The organism is Nocardioides lijunqiniae (assembly GCF_015024225.1).
In the GTDB taxonomy this organism is placed as follows: domain Bacteria; phylum Actinomycetota; class Actinomycetes; order Propionibacteriales; family Nocardioidaceae; genus Nocardioides; species Nocardioides lijunqiniae.
This window is the reverse complement of sequence record NZ_JACJGM010000023.1, coordinates 41,119-57,123: the sequence shown is the minus strand read 5'-3', so window position 1 is coordinate 57,123 and position 16,005 is coordinate 41,119. Positions and strand designations below refer to the sequence as shown.

The 16,005-nt window shown below is 73.4% G+C and carries 14 protein-coding genes; 6 read left to right on the top strand and 8 right to left on the bottom strand.

Features of this window, described 5'->3' with window-relative positions; all coding sequences use genetic code 11:
• Window positions 1-55 precede the first annotated feature (55 nt).
• The 3 genes from IRQ30_RS15105 to IRQ30_RS15095 all read left to right on the top strand — a co-directional run bounded on the left by IRQ30_RS15105 (window position 56) and on the right by IRQ30_RS15095 (window position 3,752).
• Window positions 56-1,570, top strand: a complete 1,515-nt coding sequence (locus tag IRQ30_RS15105) for an ATP-dependent DNA ligase (protein WP_193613862.1) — start codon at window positions 56-58, stop codon at window positions 1,568-1,570.
• A gap of 142 nt (window positions 1,571-1,712) precedes the next feature.
• The gene (locus IRQ30_RS15100) at window positions 1,713-2,975 is read left to right on the top strand and encodes a DUF222 domain-containing protein (protein WP_193613861.1); all 1,263 of its coding nucleotides are present in this window, start codon (window positions 1,713-1,715) and stop codon (window positions 2,973-2,975) included.
• A gap of 87 nt (window positions 2,976-3,062) precedes the next feature.
• Window positions 3,063-3,752, top strand: a complete 690-nt coding sequence (locus IRQ30_RS15095; protein ID WP_193613860.1) for a TetR/AcrR family transcriptional regulator — start codon at window positions 3,063-3,065, stop codon at window positions 3,750-3,752.
• 74 nt (window positions 3,753-3,826) lie between these two features.
• On the opposite strand, the gene IRQ30_RS15090 is transcribed toward IRQ30_RS15095, so the two are convergent.
• Window positions 3,827-5,110 (bottom strand): acetyl-CoA C-acetyltransferase, encoded by a 1,284-nt coding sequence (locus IRQ30_RS15090; RefSeq protein ID WP_193613859.1) that lies wholly within the window; start codon window positions 5,108-5,110, stop codon window positions 3,827-3,829.
• 127 nt (window positions 5,111-5,237) lie between these two features.
• Here IRQ30_RS15090 and IRQ30_RS15085 point away from each other — a divergent pair, with 127 nt between their 5' ends.
• Together IRQ30_RS15085 and IRQ30_RS15080 are read left to right on the top strand one after the other, a co-directional pair.
• A complete protein-coding gene (locus tag IRQ30_RS15085) occupies window positions 5,238-6,572 on the top strand; it encodes a 3-oxoacyl-ACP reductase (protein ID WP_193613858.1) in 1,335 nt (444 codons plus the stop codon).
• 1 nt (window position 6,573) lies between these two features.
• Window positions 6,574-7,419, top strand: coding sequence for a MaoC family dehydratase (locus IRQ30_RS15080; protein WP_338089729.1), 846 nt, complete (start codon window positions 6,574-6,576; stop codon window positions 7,417-7,419).
• Window positions 7,420-7,444: 25 nt separating this feature from the next.
• On the opposite strand, the gene IRQ30_RS15075 is transcribed toward IRQ30_RS15080, so the two are convergent.
• The 7 genes from IRQ30_RS15075 to IRQ30_RS15045 form a co-directional block, all read right to left on the bottom strand.
• Entirely contained in the window at window positions 7,445-8,323 is an 879-nt protein-coding gene (locus tag IRQ30_RS15075) for an acyl-CoA thioesterase domain-containing protein (protein WP_193613857.1), read from the bottom strand.
• Window positions 8,320-9,198: an acyl-CoA thioesterase domain-containing protein gene (locus IRQ30_RS15070; RefSeq protein WP_193613856.1), complete on the bottom strand. Its 879-nt coding sequence runs from the start codon at window positions 9,196-9,198 to the stop codon at window positions 8,320-8,322. The genes IRQ30_RS15075 and IRQ30_RS15070 overlap by 4 nt, the downstream gene beginning before the upstream one ends.
• Window positions 9,198-10,151, bottom strand: coding sequence for a PAC2 family protein (locus tag IRQ30_RS15065; RefSeq protein ID WP_338089728.1), 954 nt, complete (start codon window positions 10,149-10,151; stop codon window positions 9,198-9,200). The genes IRQ30_RS15070 and IRQ30_RS15065 overlap by 1 nt, the downstream gene beginning before the upstream one ends.
• 89 nt (window positions 10,152-10,240) lie before the next feature.
• The gene (locus IRQ30_RS15060; RefSeq protein WP_193613855.1) at window positions 10,241-11,647 is read right to left on the bottom strand and encodes a gluzincin family metallopeptidase; all 1,407 of its coding nucleotides are present in this window, start codon (window positions 11,645-11,647) and stop codon (window positions 10,241-10,243) included.
• On the bottom strand, window positions 11,628-13,532 hold the full coding sequence (dxs, locus tag IRQ30_RS15055) for a 1-deoxy-D-xylulose-5-phosphate synthase (protein WP_193613854.1): 1,905 nt from the start codon (window positions 13,530-13,532) through the stop codon (window positions 11,628-11,630). The genes IRQ30_RS15060 and dxs overlap by 20 nt, the downstream gene beginning before the upstream one ends.
• A gap of 30 nt (window positions 13,533-13,562) precedes the next feature.
• Complete coding sequence (locus IRQ30_RS15050; RefSeq protein ID WP_193613853.1) at window positions 13,563-14,504, bottom strand: SMP-30/gluconolactonase/LRE family protein; 942 nt, start codon at window positions 14,502-14,504, stop codon at window positions 13,563-13,565.
• Window positions 14,501-14,923 carry an NUDIX domain-containing protein gene (locus IRQ30_RS15045; protein WP_193613852.1) on the bottom strand — a complete coding sequence of 141 codons (423 nt, stop codon included), beginning with the start codon at window positions 14,921-14,923 and terminating at the stop codon, window positions 14,501-14,503. Before IRQ30_RS15045 ends, IRQ30_RS15050 begins: the two co-directional genes overlap by 4 nt.
• 53 nt (window positions 14,924-14,976) lie before the next feature.
• Here IRQ30_RS15045 and IRQ30_RS15040 point away from each other — a divergent pair, with 53 nt between their 5' ends.
• On the top strand, window positions 14,977-16,002 hold the full coding sequence (locus IRQ30_RS15040) for a glycosyl hydrolase family 18 protein (protein ID WP_193613851.1): 1,026 nt from the start codon (window positions 14,977-14,979) through the stop codon (window positions 16,000-16,002).
• The last annotated feature ends 3 nt before the right edge of the window (window positions 16,003-16,005 follow it).

The following is a 16,005-nucleotide window of genomic DNA, read 5'->3' as shown; positions in this document are numbered from 1 at the left end:
AACGTGTTCTCGTTCCGGCGCAAGGGGTGTCGGCGGTGTCGGTCAGAATGGGCGGGTGCTTCTCCACGACGTCGTCACCACCTCGGGCGCGGTGGCCGCGACCCGCTCGCGCAAGGCCAAGGTCGCCGCGATCGCCGAGCTGCTCGCGCGCGCCGAGGTCGACGAGCTCGAGGTCGTGACCGCCTACCTCGGCGGCACCCTGCTCCAGCGCCGCACCGGCCTGGGCTGGCGTGGCCTCACCACCCTGCCGCCGGCGGCGGAGTCGCCGTCGCTGGAGGTGCGCGACGCCGATGCCGCCTTCGCGGCGCTGTCCGTCCTGTCCGGCGCGGGGTCGCAGGCGGCCCGCTCGGCCGCGGTGGCCGAGCTGTTCGGGCGGGCCACGGCCGAGGAGCAGACCTGGCTGCGCGGGGTCGTCACCGGCGAGGTGCGCCAGGGAGCGCTCGACGCGCTGGTGCAGGAGGCCGTCGCGGCCGCCGCCGGCGTGCACCTGACCGCCGTACGACGGGCGGCGATGCTGTCGGGCTCCACCGTCTCGGTCGCCCGACTGGCGTTCACCGGCGGCGAGGAGGCGCTGGCAGCCGTCGGCCTGGAGGTCCTGCGTCCGGTGCTGCCGATGCTCGCGTCCTCGGCCCCGAGCGTCACCGAGGCGATGACCAAGGCCGGCGGGGAGGGCCCCGTGTCGATCGACACCAAGCTCGACGGGATTCGCATCCAGGTGCACCGCGACGGCGACACCGTGCGCATCGCGACCCGGACGCTGGAGGACATCACCGCCCGCCTGCCCGAGGTGGTGGAGGTGGCGCTGGGCCTGCCGGCGTCGTCGTTCGTCCTCGACGGCGAGGCGCTGGCGCTGGGCGAGTCGGGTCGGCCCCGCCCCTTCCAGGAGACGGCCTCGCGCACCGCGCAGGCCAGCGGCGTGCACGTCACGCCGTACTTCTTCGACCTGCTGCACCTCGACGGCACCGACCTCCTGGAGGCCCCGCTCACCGAGCGCGTGGCCGCGCTGGAGGGACTGGTGCCCGCCGGGCACCTCACCGAGCGCGTCGTGACCGACGACCCCGAAGAGGCCGAGACGTTCGTGGCCCGGGTGCTCGCCGCCGGGCACGAGGGGGTCGTCGTCAAGGACCCGTCGGCGCCCTACGACGCCGGTCGCCGCGGCGCGTCCTGGGTCAAGGTCAAGCCGGTCCACACGCTCGACCTCGTCGTCCTGGCCGTCGAGTGGGGCTCCGGGCGCCGCCGCGGCTGGCTGTCCAACATCCACCTCGGCGCCCGCGACGACTCCAGCGAGAGCGGCTTCGTGATGCTGGGCAAGACGTTCAAGGGCATGACCGACGAGGTGCTCGCCTGGCAGACCGAGCGGTTCCTGGCCCTCGAGACGCACCGCGAGGGTCACGTCGTGCACGTGCGTGCGGAGCAGGTCGTGGAGATCGCGCTCGACGGGGTGCAGCGCTCGCCGCGCTACCCGGCGGGGATGGCGCTGCGGTTCGCCCGGGTGGTGCGCTACCGCGACGACAAGACCCCGGCCGAGGCCGACACCGTGCAGACGGTGCGGGAGCTGTTCGAGCGCTGATGTCCACCGGACGTCCACAGGTCGGGTGGAGACAGTGGGTCGTCCACAGGGAGCGCGGGAGGCGGTGGCGGAGGGCGAGGGACGGTGGTTGCCTGACGGCATGGCGATCTCGGCGCTCCCCCTCCCCAGCCCCACTGACCTGGTGAACGAAGGGGCTGCCCTGCTGCACGTCCTGGCCCGTCATGACTGGTCGGAAGCGACGGACCTGGAGCTCGTCTCGGCCGTCGAGGGCCTGCAGGGCATGAGGGCGCAGCAGCACGCCGTCGAGGCCGTCCTGCTGGCCGAGATCGACGCCCGCGACGTCGCGAAGGACTCGCTCGGCTGGGGCTCGACGGCCGACTGGCTCGCCCACCTCGCGGGGATCCGGCACGGTCAGGCCAAGCAGACGGTCGACCACGCCACCGAGCTCGTCAGCCATCGGCCGGCCACGTGGTCCGCACTGGCGTCGGGTGACATCAGCCCCGAGCAGGCCGACATCGTGCTCAACGCCCTCGACCGGCTCCCCGATGACGAGGCGCTCCGCGAGTCGGCCGAGACCCAGATGCTCGACGAGGCGTCGCGCGTCACCGCCACCGAGCTCACGCGCCACGCCCGAGGGGTGGTCGAGACCCTGGACCCCGACCTGACGGCGCGCACGTTGGAGGCACAGCTGGCCCGCGAGGACCGGGTAGCCCACCAGCGTCGCTTCCTGTCGATCACCGACGACGGTGCCGGCGGCATCGTCGTCAAGGGCCGTGGGTCCGTCGAGGACGGGGCCGTGCTCCGGGCCGCGATGCTGCCGCTGACCGCTCCCGTCCCCGAGATCGACCCCGACACCTGTCAGGAGCTGCCCGACCGGCGCGACTACGGCGTCCGCATGTGGGACGCCCTCATCCAGCTCGCGCAGCACGCCATGGACACCGACCTTCCTCCGGAGTCGCACGGCGCGCGGCCACGGGTCGCCGTCACCGTCGGGTTGGAGGCGCTGCGGGGCACTCTCTTCGAGCGGGGCCACACCGACGACGGCCTCGACGTCTCCCCTGACGTCGCTCGCCGGCTGGCCTGCGACGCCGAGATCATCCCCATGGTGCTGGGCACCGACGGCGAGGTGCTCGACGTCGGGCGCACCCGACGCCTCGTGACGGCGCCGCTGTGGCGCGCTCTGGTCGTGCGGGACCGCCACTGCGCCTTCCCCGGGTGCACCCGCCCGCCGGTCATGTGCCACGCCCACCACGTCGTGCCCTGGTTCGACAGCGGGACCACCTCGCTGTCCAACCTCGTGATGCTCTGCGGCCACCACCACCGGACCGTGCACCGGACGCCGTGGGAGGTGCGCATCGGCGACGCCGGGCGCGCGGACTTCCTGCCACCCCCGCGACTGGGGGTCGCGCGCGACTGGATCCGGGCACGACCTCGGCGGGAGTAGGCCGACGGTCCACTCCGCGCGGCGCCGCCGCGCCGAACCTGTCACACCTGTGCAACTAGGAGTTGCACCAATGTCTACGCTGGGCGCATGCCTGGCACGACTCCTGAGACCGACGGCCGGCGCCGCGCAGGTGCCGCTCGTCGGCGCGCCCGCGAGGCCGAGATCATCGCCGCGACCCGCACGCTCTTCGACGAGCGCGGGGTGCGCGACGCGCAGATCGAGGACATCGCCCGAGCCGTCGGCATCAACCGCGCGATCGTCTACCGGCACTTCACCGGCAAGGAGGAGCTCTTCGCGCTCACCCTGGTCGGCTACCTCGACGAGCTGCGCGACGCCCTGGCTGCCGCCGCCGGGCGCGGTGACGGTCCGGGCGGCGCGCTGGCCGAGATCGTCGGCTCCTTCGTCGACTACGGAATCGAGCATCCGGCCTTCGTCGACTGCGCCCAGGCGCTGATGCGGCGACGCGGACCGGAGCTGCTCGAGGAGATCTCCGAGGGGGCGCTCTTCCGCCTCGGGCGCAGCATCTCGGCCTGCCTCACCATCCTCTCGACGGTGATCGAGACCGGCGTGGAGTCGGGCGACTTCTCGGCTGACACCGGTGACGCGACGCTGCTCGCCAACATGCTCTACGCGAGCGGTCTGGGCGCGCTCCAGCTGGCGCGGGTCGGGATCCTCGTGGCGGAGTCGGCGCCCGGGATCCCCACCGTCGGCGAGATCTCGCCCGACCAGGTGCGCAGCCACCTCGTGGCGTCCGCGCTCGCCCTCGTCACGCGCTGATCCACAGCGCACGCACCAGCGCCCGGCCCCCTGATGGGTGCCGGGCGCTGGTGCAGCGAGCACTGCTCCTGAGGTCAGGGGCGCTCGAGGATCGCAGTCACGCCCTGGCCGCCGGCGGCGCAGATGGAGATGACGCCGCGCCCGCTGCCCTTCTCGGCCAAGAGCTTGGCCAGGACGTTGATGATCCGACCGCCGGTGGCCGCGAACGGGTGTCCGGCAGCGAGCGAGGACCCGTGCACGTTGAGCTTCGCGCGGTCGATGGATCCCAGGGGCTCGTCGAGACCGAGGCGCTCCTTGCAGAACACCGGGTCCTCCCAGGCCTTCAGCGTGGAGAGCACCTGCGAGGCGAACGCCTCGTGGATCTCGTAGTAGTCGAAGTCCTGCAGTCCCAGACCCTCGCGCTCGAGCATCCGCGCCATGGCGTACGCCGGGGCCATCAGCAGGCCCTCGCCGCCGTGGACGTAGTCGACAGCGGCGGTCTCGTAGGCCGTCAGGTAGGCGAGGACGGGGAGGTCGTGCTCCGCGGCCCACTCCTCCGAGGCCAGCAGCACGACGGAGGCGCCGTCGGTGAGCGGCGTGGAGTTGCCGGCCGTCATCGTGGCCGCCTCCCCCTTGCCGAAGACCGGCTTGAGCTTGCCCAGCTTCTCCACCGAGGAGTCCGGACGCAGGTTGTTGTCGCGCTCGACCCCGCGGAAGGGCGTCACCTGGTCGTCGAGGAAGCCGGCGTCGTAGGCCTGCGCCAGGTGCTGGTGCGAGGCTGCCGCGAGCTCGTCCTGCTCCTCACGCCCGATCTGCCACTCCAGGGCGGTGAGCGCCGCGTGCTCGCCCATCGACAGCCGGGTGCGCGGCTCGCCGTTCTGCGGGATCTCGATCCCGATGTCACCCGGGCGGATCGAGGCCAGCGCCGCCAGGCGCGACTTGGTGTCGCGAGCCGCGTTGACCTTCATCAGCTTCTTGCGCAGCCGGTCGCTGATCGCGACCGGCGCGTCGGAGGTGGTGTCAGTGCCGCCGGCGATGCCGACCTCGATCTGGCCGAGCGCGATCTTGTTGGCGACCTGGATGGCCGCCTGCAGGCCGGTGCCGCAGGCCTGCTGGATGTCGGTGGCCGGCGACTCGGGCGACAGCTTGGAGCCCAGGACGGACTCGCGGGTCAGGTTGAAGTCGCGGGCGTGCTTGAGCACGGCCCCGGCCACCACCTCCCCCATGCGCTCGCCCTCCAGGCCGTAGCGCGCGACGAGACCGTCGATCGCGGCCGTGAGCATGTCCTGGTTGGACACCCCGGCGTAGACGGTGTTGGAGCGGGCGAAGGGGATCCGGTTGCCGCCGAGGACGGCGACGCGACGGGTACGTTCGATCATGACCCCATCCTTCCTCGCGGGACGCACGCGGAGAAGCCAATGAGGGCCAGGTCACGAAACATGGACTCCGAGTTACACCTGGAGTTGCATGAGGCTGCACACCCACGACTTCGGAGGACTCCCACCCATGAGCGACCGCTACCAGGGCTTCACCCGGTCCCCCCTCGGCAAGCTGCTGGTCAAGAACCTCGGCCTGCCCGCACCCACCCCGCTCGAGCGCTACACCGAGGGCGCCCCGCTCGTGGACGGCACCGTCCTCCTCGGCGGCCGCGGGCGCCTCGCCGAGTCGCTGTCCGAGTTGCTGGACACCCTCGGGATCGCCTCCACCGAGACCGTCGAGGAGGGCGCCCGGTTCAAGGGTCTGGTCTTCGACGCCACGGGCCTCACCTCGACCACCGACCTGCACGCGCTCCGCGAGTTCTTCACCCCGGTGCTCCGCAGCCTCGAGAGCTGCCCGCGCGTGGTCGTCATCGGCACGCCGCCGGAGGCGGTGAGCGGCGCCGAGCGGGTCGCCCAGCGGGCTCTGGAGGGCTTCACGCGCAGCCTCGGGAAGGAGATCGGCCGCGGCGGCACCGTCCAGCTCGTCTACGTCGCCGACGGCGCGGAGGGTGCCGTGAGCAGCACGCTGGCCTTCCTGCTCTCCCCCAAGTCCGCCTACGTCTCGGGCCAGGTCGTCCGCATCGGCGCCCACGGCACCACCGACGCCCCCACGGTCACGGACTGGGCCAAGCCCCTCGCCGGCAAGGTCGCCCTGGTCACCGGCGCGAGCCGCGGCATCGGCGAGCAGATCGCGCGCGTGCTGCACCGCGACGGCGCGACCGTGCTCGGCGTCGACGTCCCGCAGGCCGCCAGCGAGCTGCAGTCGCTGATGAAGGAGCTCGACGGCGACTGGCTCACGCTCGACATCACCGGCAAGGACGCGCCGCAGCGGATCGCGCACCACCTCAAGGAGAAGCACGGCGGCGTCGACGTCGTCGTCCACAACGCCGGCATCACCCGCGACCGCAAGCTCGCCAACATGGACGACGCCCGCTGGGACTCCGTGATCGCCGTCAACCTCACCGCACCCGAGCTCATCAGCCGCGAGCTGCTCGACCAGGGCGTGGTCAACGCCGGTGGCTCGATCGTCGGGGTCGCCAGCATCGCCGGCATCGCGGGCAACGTCGGCCAGACCAACTACGCGACCTCCAAGGCCGGCGTCATCGGGCTGGTCGACTCCCTGGCCGACGAGCTCACCGACGGCATCACCGTCAACGCCGTCGCTCCCGGCTTCATCATCACGCAGATGACGGCGGCCGTGCCGTTCGCGACGCGCGAGGTCGGACAGCGGCTCAACGCCATGTCCCAGGGCGGGCTCCCGGTCGACGTCGCCGAGACCATCGCCTGGTACGCCAACCCCGCGTCGACCGCCGTCAACGGCAACGTCGTCCGCGTGTGCGGCCAGATGATGCTGGGCGCCTGACGTGGCCGGCCTGCCCGTGATGGTGAAGGCGGCGCTGCCGGCGGTCCCCGGGGTCAACCTGCTGCCGGGCATCCGCAAGAGCGGCGGCGACCTGCCCGACCTCACCCTGAGCCGCTACGACGTCGAGGTCGACGTCGAGCACGCCGCGGCGTACGCCGCCCTGTGCGGCTTCCCGCGCAAGGACGTCCTGCCGCTGCCCTACCCGCACCTGCTGGCGTTCGGGCTGCACATGCAGATCATGACCGACGCCTCGTTCCCGTTCCCGGCCATCGGCACCGTCCACCTCGAGAACTCGATCACCCAGCACCGTGCGATCGCCGTCACCGAGCAGCTCCAGGTGACCGCCCACGCCGAGCACCTGCGCCCGCACGCCAAGGGACGCGCCTTCGACATGGTCACGAAGGTCCACTCCCGCGGCGAGCTGGTCTGGGAGGAGACCTCGACGTTCCTGCGTCGTGGACGCGGCGACGAGACGGCGCCCGGCGGCACGTCCCTCCCGGCCGCTGCCCCGACCGGCACCGAGTGGCGGCTGGCCGGCGACCTGGGCCGCCGCTACGCCTCCGTCTCCGGCGACCACAACCCGATCCATCTCTACGCGCTGACCGCCAAGGCGCTGGGCTTCCCGCGCCAGATCGCCCACGGCATGTGGAGCATGGCGCGCTGCGTGGGCGCCCTGGAGAACCGGCTGCCTCAGCACGTCCGCGTCGACGTGGCCTTCAAGAAGCCGATCCTGCTGCCCGGCACGGTGGCGTTCGGGTCGCGCCCGACCGAGGAGGGCTACGCGTTCGGGCTCAGCAGCCCGCGCTCGGGGGCCCCGCACCTCGCCGGAGCCACCACCGCGCTCTGAGCCCCGCCCACCGACGTACGACGGACTAGCGCGGCCGCCGCGGCCGGATCAGGCCCTCCTGGGCCGCGGTGGCCACCAGGGTGCCGTCCTGCCGGAAGACCCGTCCGAACGACAGCCCGCGCCCGCCGCTCGCCGAGGGCGACCACTGGTCGTAGAGCCACCACTCGTCGGCGCGGAACGGCCGGTGGAACCACAGGGCGTGGTCCAGCGAGGCCATCATCGTCTTGGTCGGGTCGGCGTCGTGGGCGGCCAGGGACGCCCCCAGCAGGCTCACGTCGCTGGCGTAGGTGAAGACCGCCAGGTGCTCCAGCGGGTCGTCGCCGAGCGCGCCGGTGACGCGGATCCACATCCGCGCCTGCGCCGGGTGCTCGGGGTCGGCGGGCAGGCCGATGCGCGAGTTGCCGAGGTAGCGCACGTCCAGCGCCGACCACTCCTTGCCCAGCGCGTCGGCGTCCTCGTTGCCGCGCCCGCGCATCAGCTCGACGAGGTCGAGCCCGTCCTCCGGCGCGCCGACGGCGGGCATGGCGTCCTGGTGGGAGAAGCCGTCCTCGTCGCGCTGGAAGTTCAGCGTCTGGTAGTAGATCGGGCGCCCGTGCTGGCGGGCGACGACGCGGCGCGTGGCGAACGCGCGCCCGTCGCGGATCCGCTCGACGTCGTAGATGATGGGCACCTGGTAGTCGCCGGGCAGCAGGAAGTAGGAGTGCAGCGAGTGCACGGTGTACTCCCGGTCGACGGTCCGAGCGCCGGCGATCATCGCCTGGGCCGCCACCTGGCCGCCGTAGACCCGCGCTCGCGCGGAGTCGGGCTGGGCGCCGCGGAAGAGGTCCTCGTCGAGGCGCTCGAGGTCGAGCAGGCGCACCAGCTCGTCCGTCGCGAGCTGCGCCGAGGCGTCCGGTTCGCTCACGAGCCGCCTCCTGGTGCCGTACGGCGGCGCAGCAGCGCCTCCTGGGCCACGCTCGCCGCGAGCGTGCCGTCCTGCGTGTAGACCTTGGCCAGCACCAGCCCGCGCCCGCCCGCGGCCGACGGGGAGACCTGGTCGTAGAGCCACCACTGGTCGGCACGGAAGGGCCGGTGGAACCACACGGAGTGGTCGAGCGAGGCGATGAGCATGTCCTCGTCGCCCATCCGGACGCCGTGGGGCGCCAGCGCCGCCCCCATGAGCGTCATGTCCGAGAGGTAGGTGAACGCCGCGACGTGCCAGAACGGGTCGTCCGGCAGCGCGGAGGACACTCGCAGCCAGAACTGCTGGCGCGCCGGGTGATCGTCGTCCGGCGCCAGGCGCCCGTCGGCGGAGCTGCCGACGTAGCGGAAGTCGACGACGTCCCACTCCGAGTCGTGCGTCGTGTCGCGCCCCGGGTCGAGTGCCCGGCTCGCCGCGCGCGCGTCCACGGCCTCCTCGGGCGGGACGACCGTCGGCATCGGCTCGGCGTGCTCGTAGCCCTCCTCGGGCCGCTGGAAGTTGGCCGTCAGCGCGTAGATCGGTCGCCCGTGCTGGCGGGCCAGGACGCGCCGCGTCGCGAACGACTTGCCGTCGCGCAGGGTCTCGACGTCGAAGATCGTCGGCGCCTCGGTGTCACCGGGCTGCAGGAAGTAGGAGTGCAGCGAGTGCACGGCGTAGGCCGGGTCCACGGTGCGCGTCGCGGCCACTATTGCCTGCGCCGCGGCCTGCCCCCCGAACACGCGAGGCAGCGCCGAGGGCATCTGCCGGCCGCGGAACAGGTTGTCGTCGAGGCGCTCCAGGTCGAGGAGCTGCACCAGCTCCTCGGCGTTGCGCGGCACTAGCGGCTGCCCGGCTCGTCGTCCGGGCCCTCCAGGCCGGCCAGGAACTGCTCGAACTCCTTGCCGAGCTCGTCGCCCGTGGGCAGCGGCTGGTTCTCGGCCAGCAGGCTGCTGCCGGACTCCTCCGCGCGCTCGAAGGCGTCGTACTGGCGCTCCAGGGCGTCGACGACGTCCGCGACCTCCTCGTTGGCGCTGAGGTAGTGGGTGATCTCGTCCTCGCGCGCCTCCGCCTCCTCCCGTACGACGGTCAGGTCCAAGGTGAGCCGCCCGCCGAGCTCGAGCTGCTCCATCAGCGACAGCGACGCCCGCGGGTAGTCGAGCTGGGCGAGGTAGTGCGGGATGTGCGCGACGTAGCCCAGCGCGTCGTGACCCCACTCCCCCAGGCGCACCTCGAGCAGCGACTGGGCGCTGCTCGGGATCCGCAGCTCGCCGCGCCACGGGCTCTCGCCGGTCAGAAGGTCGGGGTTGTTGGCGTGGTGGGTGATCGCGACCGGACGCGTGTGCGGCACCGCCATCGGCACCGAGCCGAGGCTGACCACGCGCGTCACGCCGAAGCGCTCCACGACCTCGCGGACGGCCCGGGCGAAGGCCTCCCACCGGTTGTCGGGCTCGGGGCCCTGCAGCAGCAGGTAGGGGGTGTCACCGGAGTCGTGCAGCAGCCGGACGACCAGGCGTGGCGCGTCGTAGGCCTCGTAGTGGTCGCGCACGAACGACATCGCCGGCCGGCGGGCGCGGTAGTCGTGGAACTGGTCGACGTCGAACGTCGCGACCACGGGTCCGGCGTCACGCCCGTCGCGTCCCTCGGTGAGCTGCACGAGGAAGCGGCTGGAGATCGCCGCGGCGCTGCCGGCGTCGAGGAAGCCGTCGAGCACCACGACCATCGTCAGCGCGGAGGTGTCCTCGAGCTCGGGGACGTCGTCGACGATGTGCACGAGCCGGGGTTCGGAGGTCACGAGGGAACGATATGCCCACGCGCCACATGCCGTACGGCGGTCCGGGCCCGGGGTGACCCGCCCCACAGCCCGCCGGCGGGCCGCCGCGCTCAGCCCGGCGGCACCGAGGCGCTCGCGGACGGGCTCGCCGAGGGCGTCGCAGCAGGGGCCGTCGGGGTGGGTGTGGGCGACGGCGAGGGAGTCGGCTCCGGCTCGAGGAACGAGGGGTCGAACGTCGTGATCATCAGCCTCGCCCCTCGACGGGCCAGCTGGCGGGGACTGAGGCCCAGGAAGGAGCGCAGCAGCTCGTCCGGGTCGGTCCCCGGCGTCGCGAGCTGGTCGACCAGCGACCACAGCGCCGACTCGCCGTAGGTCAGCGCGAGGTACTCGCACGCCCACCAGGACAGCCCGTAGTGGACGGCGGAGTCGGCGTCGTTGAAGGTCTTGTCCGCCGGCAGGTCGTCGACCCCGGCCTCGGCCGCCTCGAGCGCCGCGCTCTCGACGCGCCGGTCCTCCGGCGCCAGCGGCTGCACGGAGACGTACTCCGCGATCCCCTCGCTCAGCCACAGCGGCGCCTGGTCGTCGAGCTGGCCCAGCGCCACGTGGGTCAGCTCGTGGCGCACCAGCCGGTCCCGCTCGGGGCCGTCGCGCCCCACCATGGCCGGGCTCAGCAGGAAGCGGGTCGAGGCGACCGTGGGGCTCCCCGGAGCCGTGGCCACCGGGAACGTGAGGGCGTCGAGCGCCTCGGGGTCCCCTCCGGGCACGTCGTCGAGCGTCGTGAGGAACGTGGGGTCCGACAGCGCGTAGACCACCACGCGCCCGTCCCAGGGGTAGGGCACCCGGACGGCGACGTCGGCCGCGCCGTCCTCGACGGAGCGCAGCAGCGGCCCGGCGGCCCCCACGCTGCCGGCGTCGAAGATCCCGAGCACCCCGGTGCCCTCACGCACCTCGATCGGACCGAGGTCCCACGGCTGCGGCCGCACCTCCTGGCGCTCCTCCCAGGCGGCGTCCTCCACCGAGCTGAGCACGAACCGGGTGTCGTCCCTGCGCGACGCCGAGAAGCGGTAGCGGTCGACGGACTCCACCGGGGCGGTGTCGTAGCCCTCGAGCTGGAGGGTCACGTGGACGGCCACCCAGTAGGCGTCCCCGCGGCGCACCAGGCTGGCGGGGTCGACGCGGTAGGACACCGTGGCCAGCGGCAGCTGCTGGAGGTTGTCGAAGTAGGTCTCCTGGGCGGCCCGGAAGCCGCCGGCGCGCGCGACGTCACGGCGGAACGCCGTCAGGTCACCGCCGAGGAGCGCGGCGGAGCGTCGCTCCAGCACGCCTCCGAACGCCTGGAGCAGGTCCGGCGGCACCGGCGCCGGGGCGGCGGCGCCGGACGCGGCGTCGCTCGGGGCGGGCGGCGCGCCGTCGCTCGAGGAGCCGGTGCAGCCGGCGAGGGCCAGGCAGCAGGAGAGACCGGCGACCGCGGCCCGCAGCGCGCGGGTCGGGAGGACGTCAGCCGAGCTGGTCGACATCGACGACCGCTCGCCCCTCGGCGAGCGCCGTGATGTCCTCGACGATGCCGAGCGCGATCGCCTGCGGGGTGAGCCCCACCCGCTCCAGGATCGCGGCGCGCTTGGCGTGCCCCAGGAACTCCTGCGGGATCCCGTGCAGCCGGAACGGCGTCGTCACGCCGGCGTCGTTGAGCGTCTGCAGCAGGGTCGCGCCGCAGCCGCCGACGCGGCCGTTGTCCTCGACGCTGACCACCAGACGGTGCTGGCGGGCGAGCTCCACGATCGCCGGGTCGACCGGCTTGACCCAGCGCGGGTCGACCACGGTCACGCCGATGCCCTGGGCGTCCAGCCGCTCGGCGACGTCGACCGCGACCGTGGCCATCGAGCCCACGGCCACCACCAGCACGTCGTGGGGGCCGGTGCGGACCAGGACGTCGGCGCCGCCGGCCTTGGCGTGCGTCGGGATGTCGGTGGGCGGCGGGCCCTTGGGGAAGCGGACGACGGTGGGGGCGTCGTCGACGTCGACCGCCTCGTTGAGCAGCTCGCGCAGGCGCGTGGCGTCGCGAGGCGCCGCGAGGCGCAGCCCCGGCACGACCTGGAGCACCGACATGTCCCACATGCCGTTGTGGCTGGCGCCGTCGTCGCCGGTGACGCCGGCCCGGTCGAGCACGAACGTGACGCCGCACCGGTGCAGGGCGATGTCCATCAGCACCTGGTCGAAGGCCCGGTTGAGGAAGGTCGCGTAGATGGCGACGACGGGGTGCAGCCCGCCGATGGCGAGACCCGCCGCGGACGTCGCGGCGTGCTGCTCGGCGATGCCGACGTCGAACGTCCGCTCGGGGAAGCGCGCCTGGAACTGGTCGAGCCCCACCGGGTGCATCATCGCCGCGGTCATGGCCACGACGTCCTGGCGGCGCTGGCCGATCTGGACGATCTCGTCGGAGAACACGTCGGTCCAGATCTGGCCGCGCACCTTCTCCTCGCCGGTCTCGATGTCGAAGGGCTGCGGGGAGTGGAACTGGTCGGCCTCGTGGCGCTCCGCGGCGTCGTAGCCGAAGCCCTTGCGGGTGATCGCGTGCACGATGACCGGCCCGCCGAACTTCTTGGCCTGGGCCAGGGCGTGCTCCATCGCCGTCAGGTCGTGGCCGTCGACCGGACCGACGTACTTGAGGCCGAGGTCCTCGAACAGGCCCTGGGGCGCCAGCGCGTCCTTGAGGCCCTTCTTCATCGCGTGCAGCGCGTCGTAGGCGGCGGGGCCGACGCCCTTGACGGCGTTGAGGCGCTTCTTGACCAGGTCGAGGAAGTGCTCGTAGCGCGGGCTGGTGCGCAGCGAGGTCAGCGCCGTGGCGAGGCCCCCGATGGTCGGGGTGTAGGAGCGGCCGTTGTCGTTGACGACGATCGCCAGGCGCGAGTCCTTGGCGATCGCGATGTTGTTGAGGGCCTCCCAGGCCATGCCGCCGGTGAGCGCGCCGTCGCCGATCACCGCCACGGTGTGGCGGTCCTCGCCGCGGATGGCGTAGGCCTTCGCGATGCCGTCGGCGTAGCTCAGCGCGGTGGAGGCGTGGGAGTTCTCGACGATGTCGTGCTCGGACTCGGCCTGGCTGGGGTAGCCCGACAGGCCGCCCTCGGTGCGCAGCCCGGAGAAGTCGTCGGCGCGGCCCGTGAGCATCTTGTGGACGTAGGCCTGGTGGCCGGTGTCGAAGACGACGCGGTCGCGCGGGGAGTCGAAGGTGCGGTGGATGGCCAGCGTCAGCTCGACGACCCCGAGGTTGGGGCCGAGGTGCCCCCCGACCCGCGAGCACGCCTGGACGAGCCGGTCCCGGATCTCCGCGGCCAGCGCCGTCATCTGGTCGTCGGAGAGGTCCCGCAGGTCGCGCGGACCGGAGACAGACTCGAGGACACCCATGTCGTGGAGTTTACGGGTCGGTAGCCGAGATCAGCGATCCAGCACGGCGATGGCCGGCTCGTGCAGGCTCCCCATCCACACCCGTCCCTCGTGCTCCCGCACGCCCGTGACCATGTGGTACGCCGTCCCGTGCTCGGCCGGGTCGACGTCGAGGTCGTGCACGAGCGTGCCGGCGTCGTCGTAGGCCTGCACGCGCACGGTCTGCTGCGGCTTCGGCTGGAGGCGCTGCGGGATCCTGGTGACCAGGCGGCGCAGCGCCAGGGGGCCGGCCTGCAGGCGCTCCACCAGCGGGTCGACGGGGCTGGCGATCGTGACCCAGATCAGGCCGTCGCTGCCGCGGGCGATGTTGTCGGGGTATCCCGGCAGCCCCGAGCACAGCAGGTCACGCATCCCGGCGCGGTTGCCGGTGAGCCAGCGGCGCACGACGGTGCGGGCACCGGACTCCGCGACGCACACGAAGTCCTCGGCGGCCGACAGCGCCACGCCGTTGGCGAAGGCGAGGCCGTCGAGCACCACCTCCACCGTGCCGTCGGTCGAGAGCCGCAGCAGCCGGCCGGTGCGGGTGTTCTGGACGAAGTCGTCCTTCCACCGCTCCACGCCGTAGCGGGTCGAGGAGTCGCTGAACCACACCGTCCCGTCGGAGGCCACCGCCGCGTTGTTGCAGAAGACCATCCGGGTGCCGCCGACGCTGTCGGTGACGGCCTCGACCGCGCCGCTGGCCGGGTCGACGCGCAGCAGGCCAAGGTGGGCGTCGCAGACGACCAGCCGGCCGTCGAGGTCCAGCTCGAGGCCGAGCGGACGACCACCGGTGTGCGCGACGCGCTCGACCCGCTGCCCGTCGTGGCTCACGCGGAGGATCGCGCCGTCCGCGGTGCCGGTGAAGACCGCGCCCTCGTCGGGGCCGCTGGTGGCGACGACGACGTCCTCCGCGCCGGGGCCGGGGACGGGGAACACGCGGAAGCGGGAGGTCATGGACCCACCTTGGCGTACAGGGGCGACGCGAGGAAGTCGCCCAGGGTCAGGCGCGCCGAGACGGTCAGGTCCAGACCGAGCGCGACGGCCGGCTCCACGAACGCCATCTGCCGACCCTCGTGGCACTCCACCTCGGTCAGCGCGGTGCCGGCCGCGTAGAGCCGGAACTCGTCGTCCTCGCCGCACGGCTCGCTCCAGAAGCGGAACTCGCCGACCAGCTCCAGGGTGCCGGGCGACAGCCGCACCCCGGTCTCCTCCTCGAGCTCGCGGTACGCCGCCTGCTCGTAGGTCTCCCCCGCCTCGACGCCGCCTCCGGGGTAGCCCCAGCGGTCCGGGTCGAGCCGCGGACGGGAGTCGCGCTCCTGCAGCAGCACCCGCCCCTGCCGGTCGACCAGGACGACGCTCGCGAAGTGGTGCACGGCGCCACCGTAGTGCTGCGACGCACCACGACCCGAGGTGACAGGGTGGTCCCATGACTCGCCTGCGCACCCTCCCCCTCACCGCGGCGCTGACGGCGGCACTGCTCGTCACCGGCTCCGCCGCCGCCGCGCCGGCCGTCCCCGCGCCGAGGGCAGCCGCGGCGGACGGCGGACCCGCGGTCACCGGCTTCGCGCTGGGCGGCGCGACCCACCGCCTCGTGGCGCGGGAGGCGCACGCCCTGACCACCCTCACCGTGGCCGGCGTCAGCATCACCGCCGACGGCAGGGGCGTGATCCGTCCCGACGCCGGCACCCGCCGCCTCGCCGGCACCGCGCGCCGCGAGGGCCTGCGCAGCGAGCTGCTGGTGAGCAACTACAGCAACCGGCTGGGCGACTTCGACGCACGCGCCGCCAGCCGGCTGCTGGGCAGCCGGGCCAACATCGAGCGCGTCGCGCGACGCCTCGCCGGGCTCGTCGCGGCCCAGGGCTGGGGCGGCGTCAACGTCGACCTGGAGCTGGTGCCGCGCCGCCGCGCCGCCGGGCTGGTGCGTCTCGTGCGACGGCTGCAGGCGCTGATGCCGGCGGCCCGGACGGTCTCGGTCGACGTGAGCGCCTCGACCAGCCTGGCGGCGTACCGCTCCCACGGCTACCGGCTGGGCGACCTCGGTCGATCGGCGGACGTCGTCGTCCTGATGACCTACGACTTCCACGGACCCGCCTGGTCCGGCCCCGGACCGGTGGGCCCCCTGCGCTGGCAGCGCCAGGCGCTGCGCGCCGCCCTGAAGGCCGTGCCCGCCGAGCGGCTCGACCTCGGCGTCGCCGGCTACGGCTACACCTGGCCGCGGCGCGGCACCGGCCGCACCGTGTCCGTGGCGGGCGCCCGGCGCCTGGTGCGCCGCGACGGCGCCCGCGCCGTCTGGCACCCCCGCTCCGGGGAGTGGTCGGCGCGACTCTCGAACGGCACCGTCCTGTGGTGGTCCGACGCCCGCTCCTGGCGGCTGCGGGCCCGGCTCGTGAGCGAGCTCGGAGTCCACGGTCTCGCGCTGTGGCGGCTGGGGTCGGCGGACCCGCTGCCGTAGGCG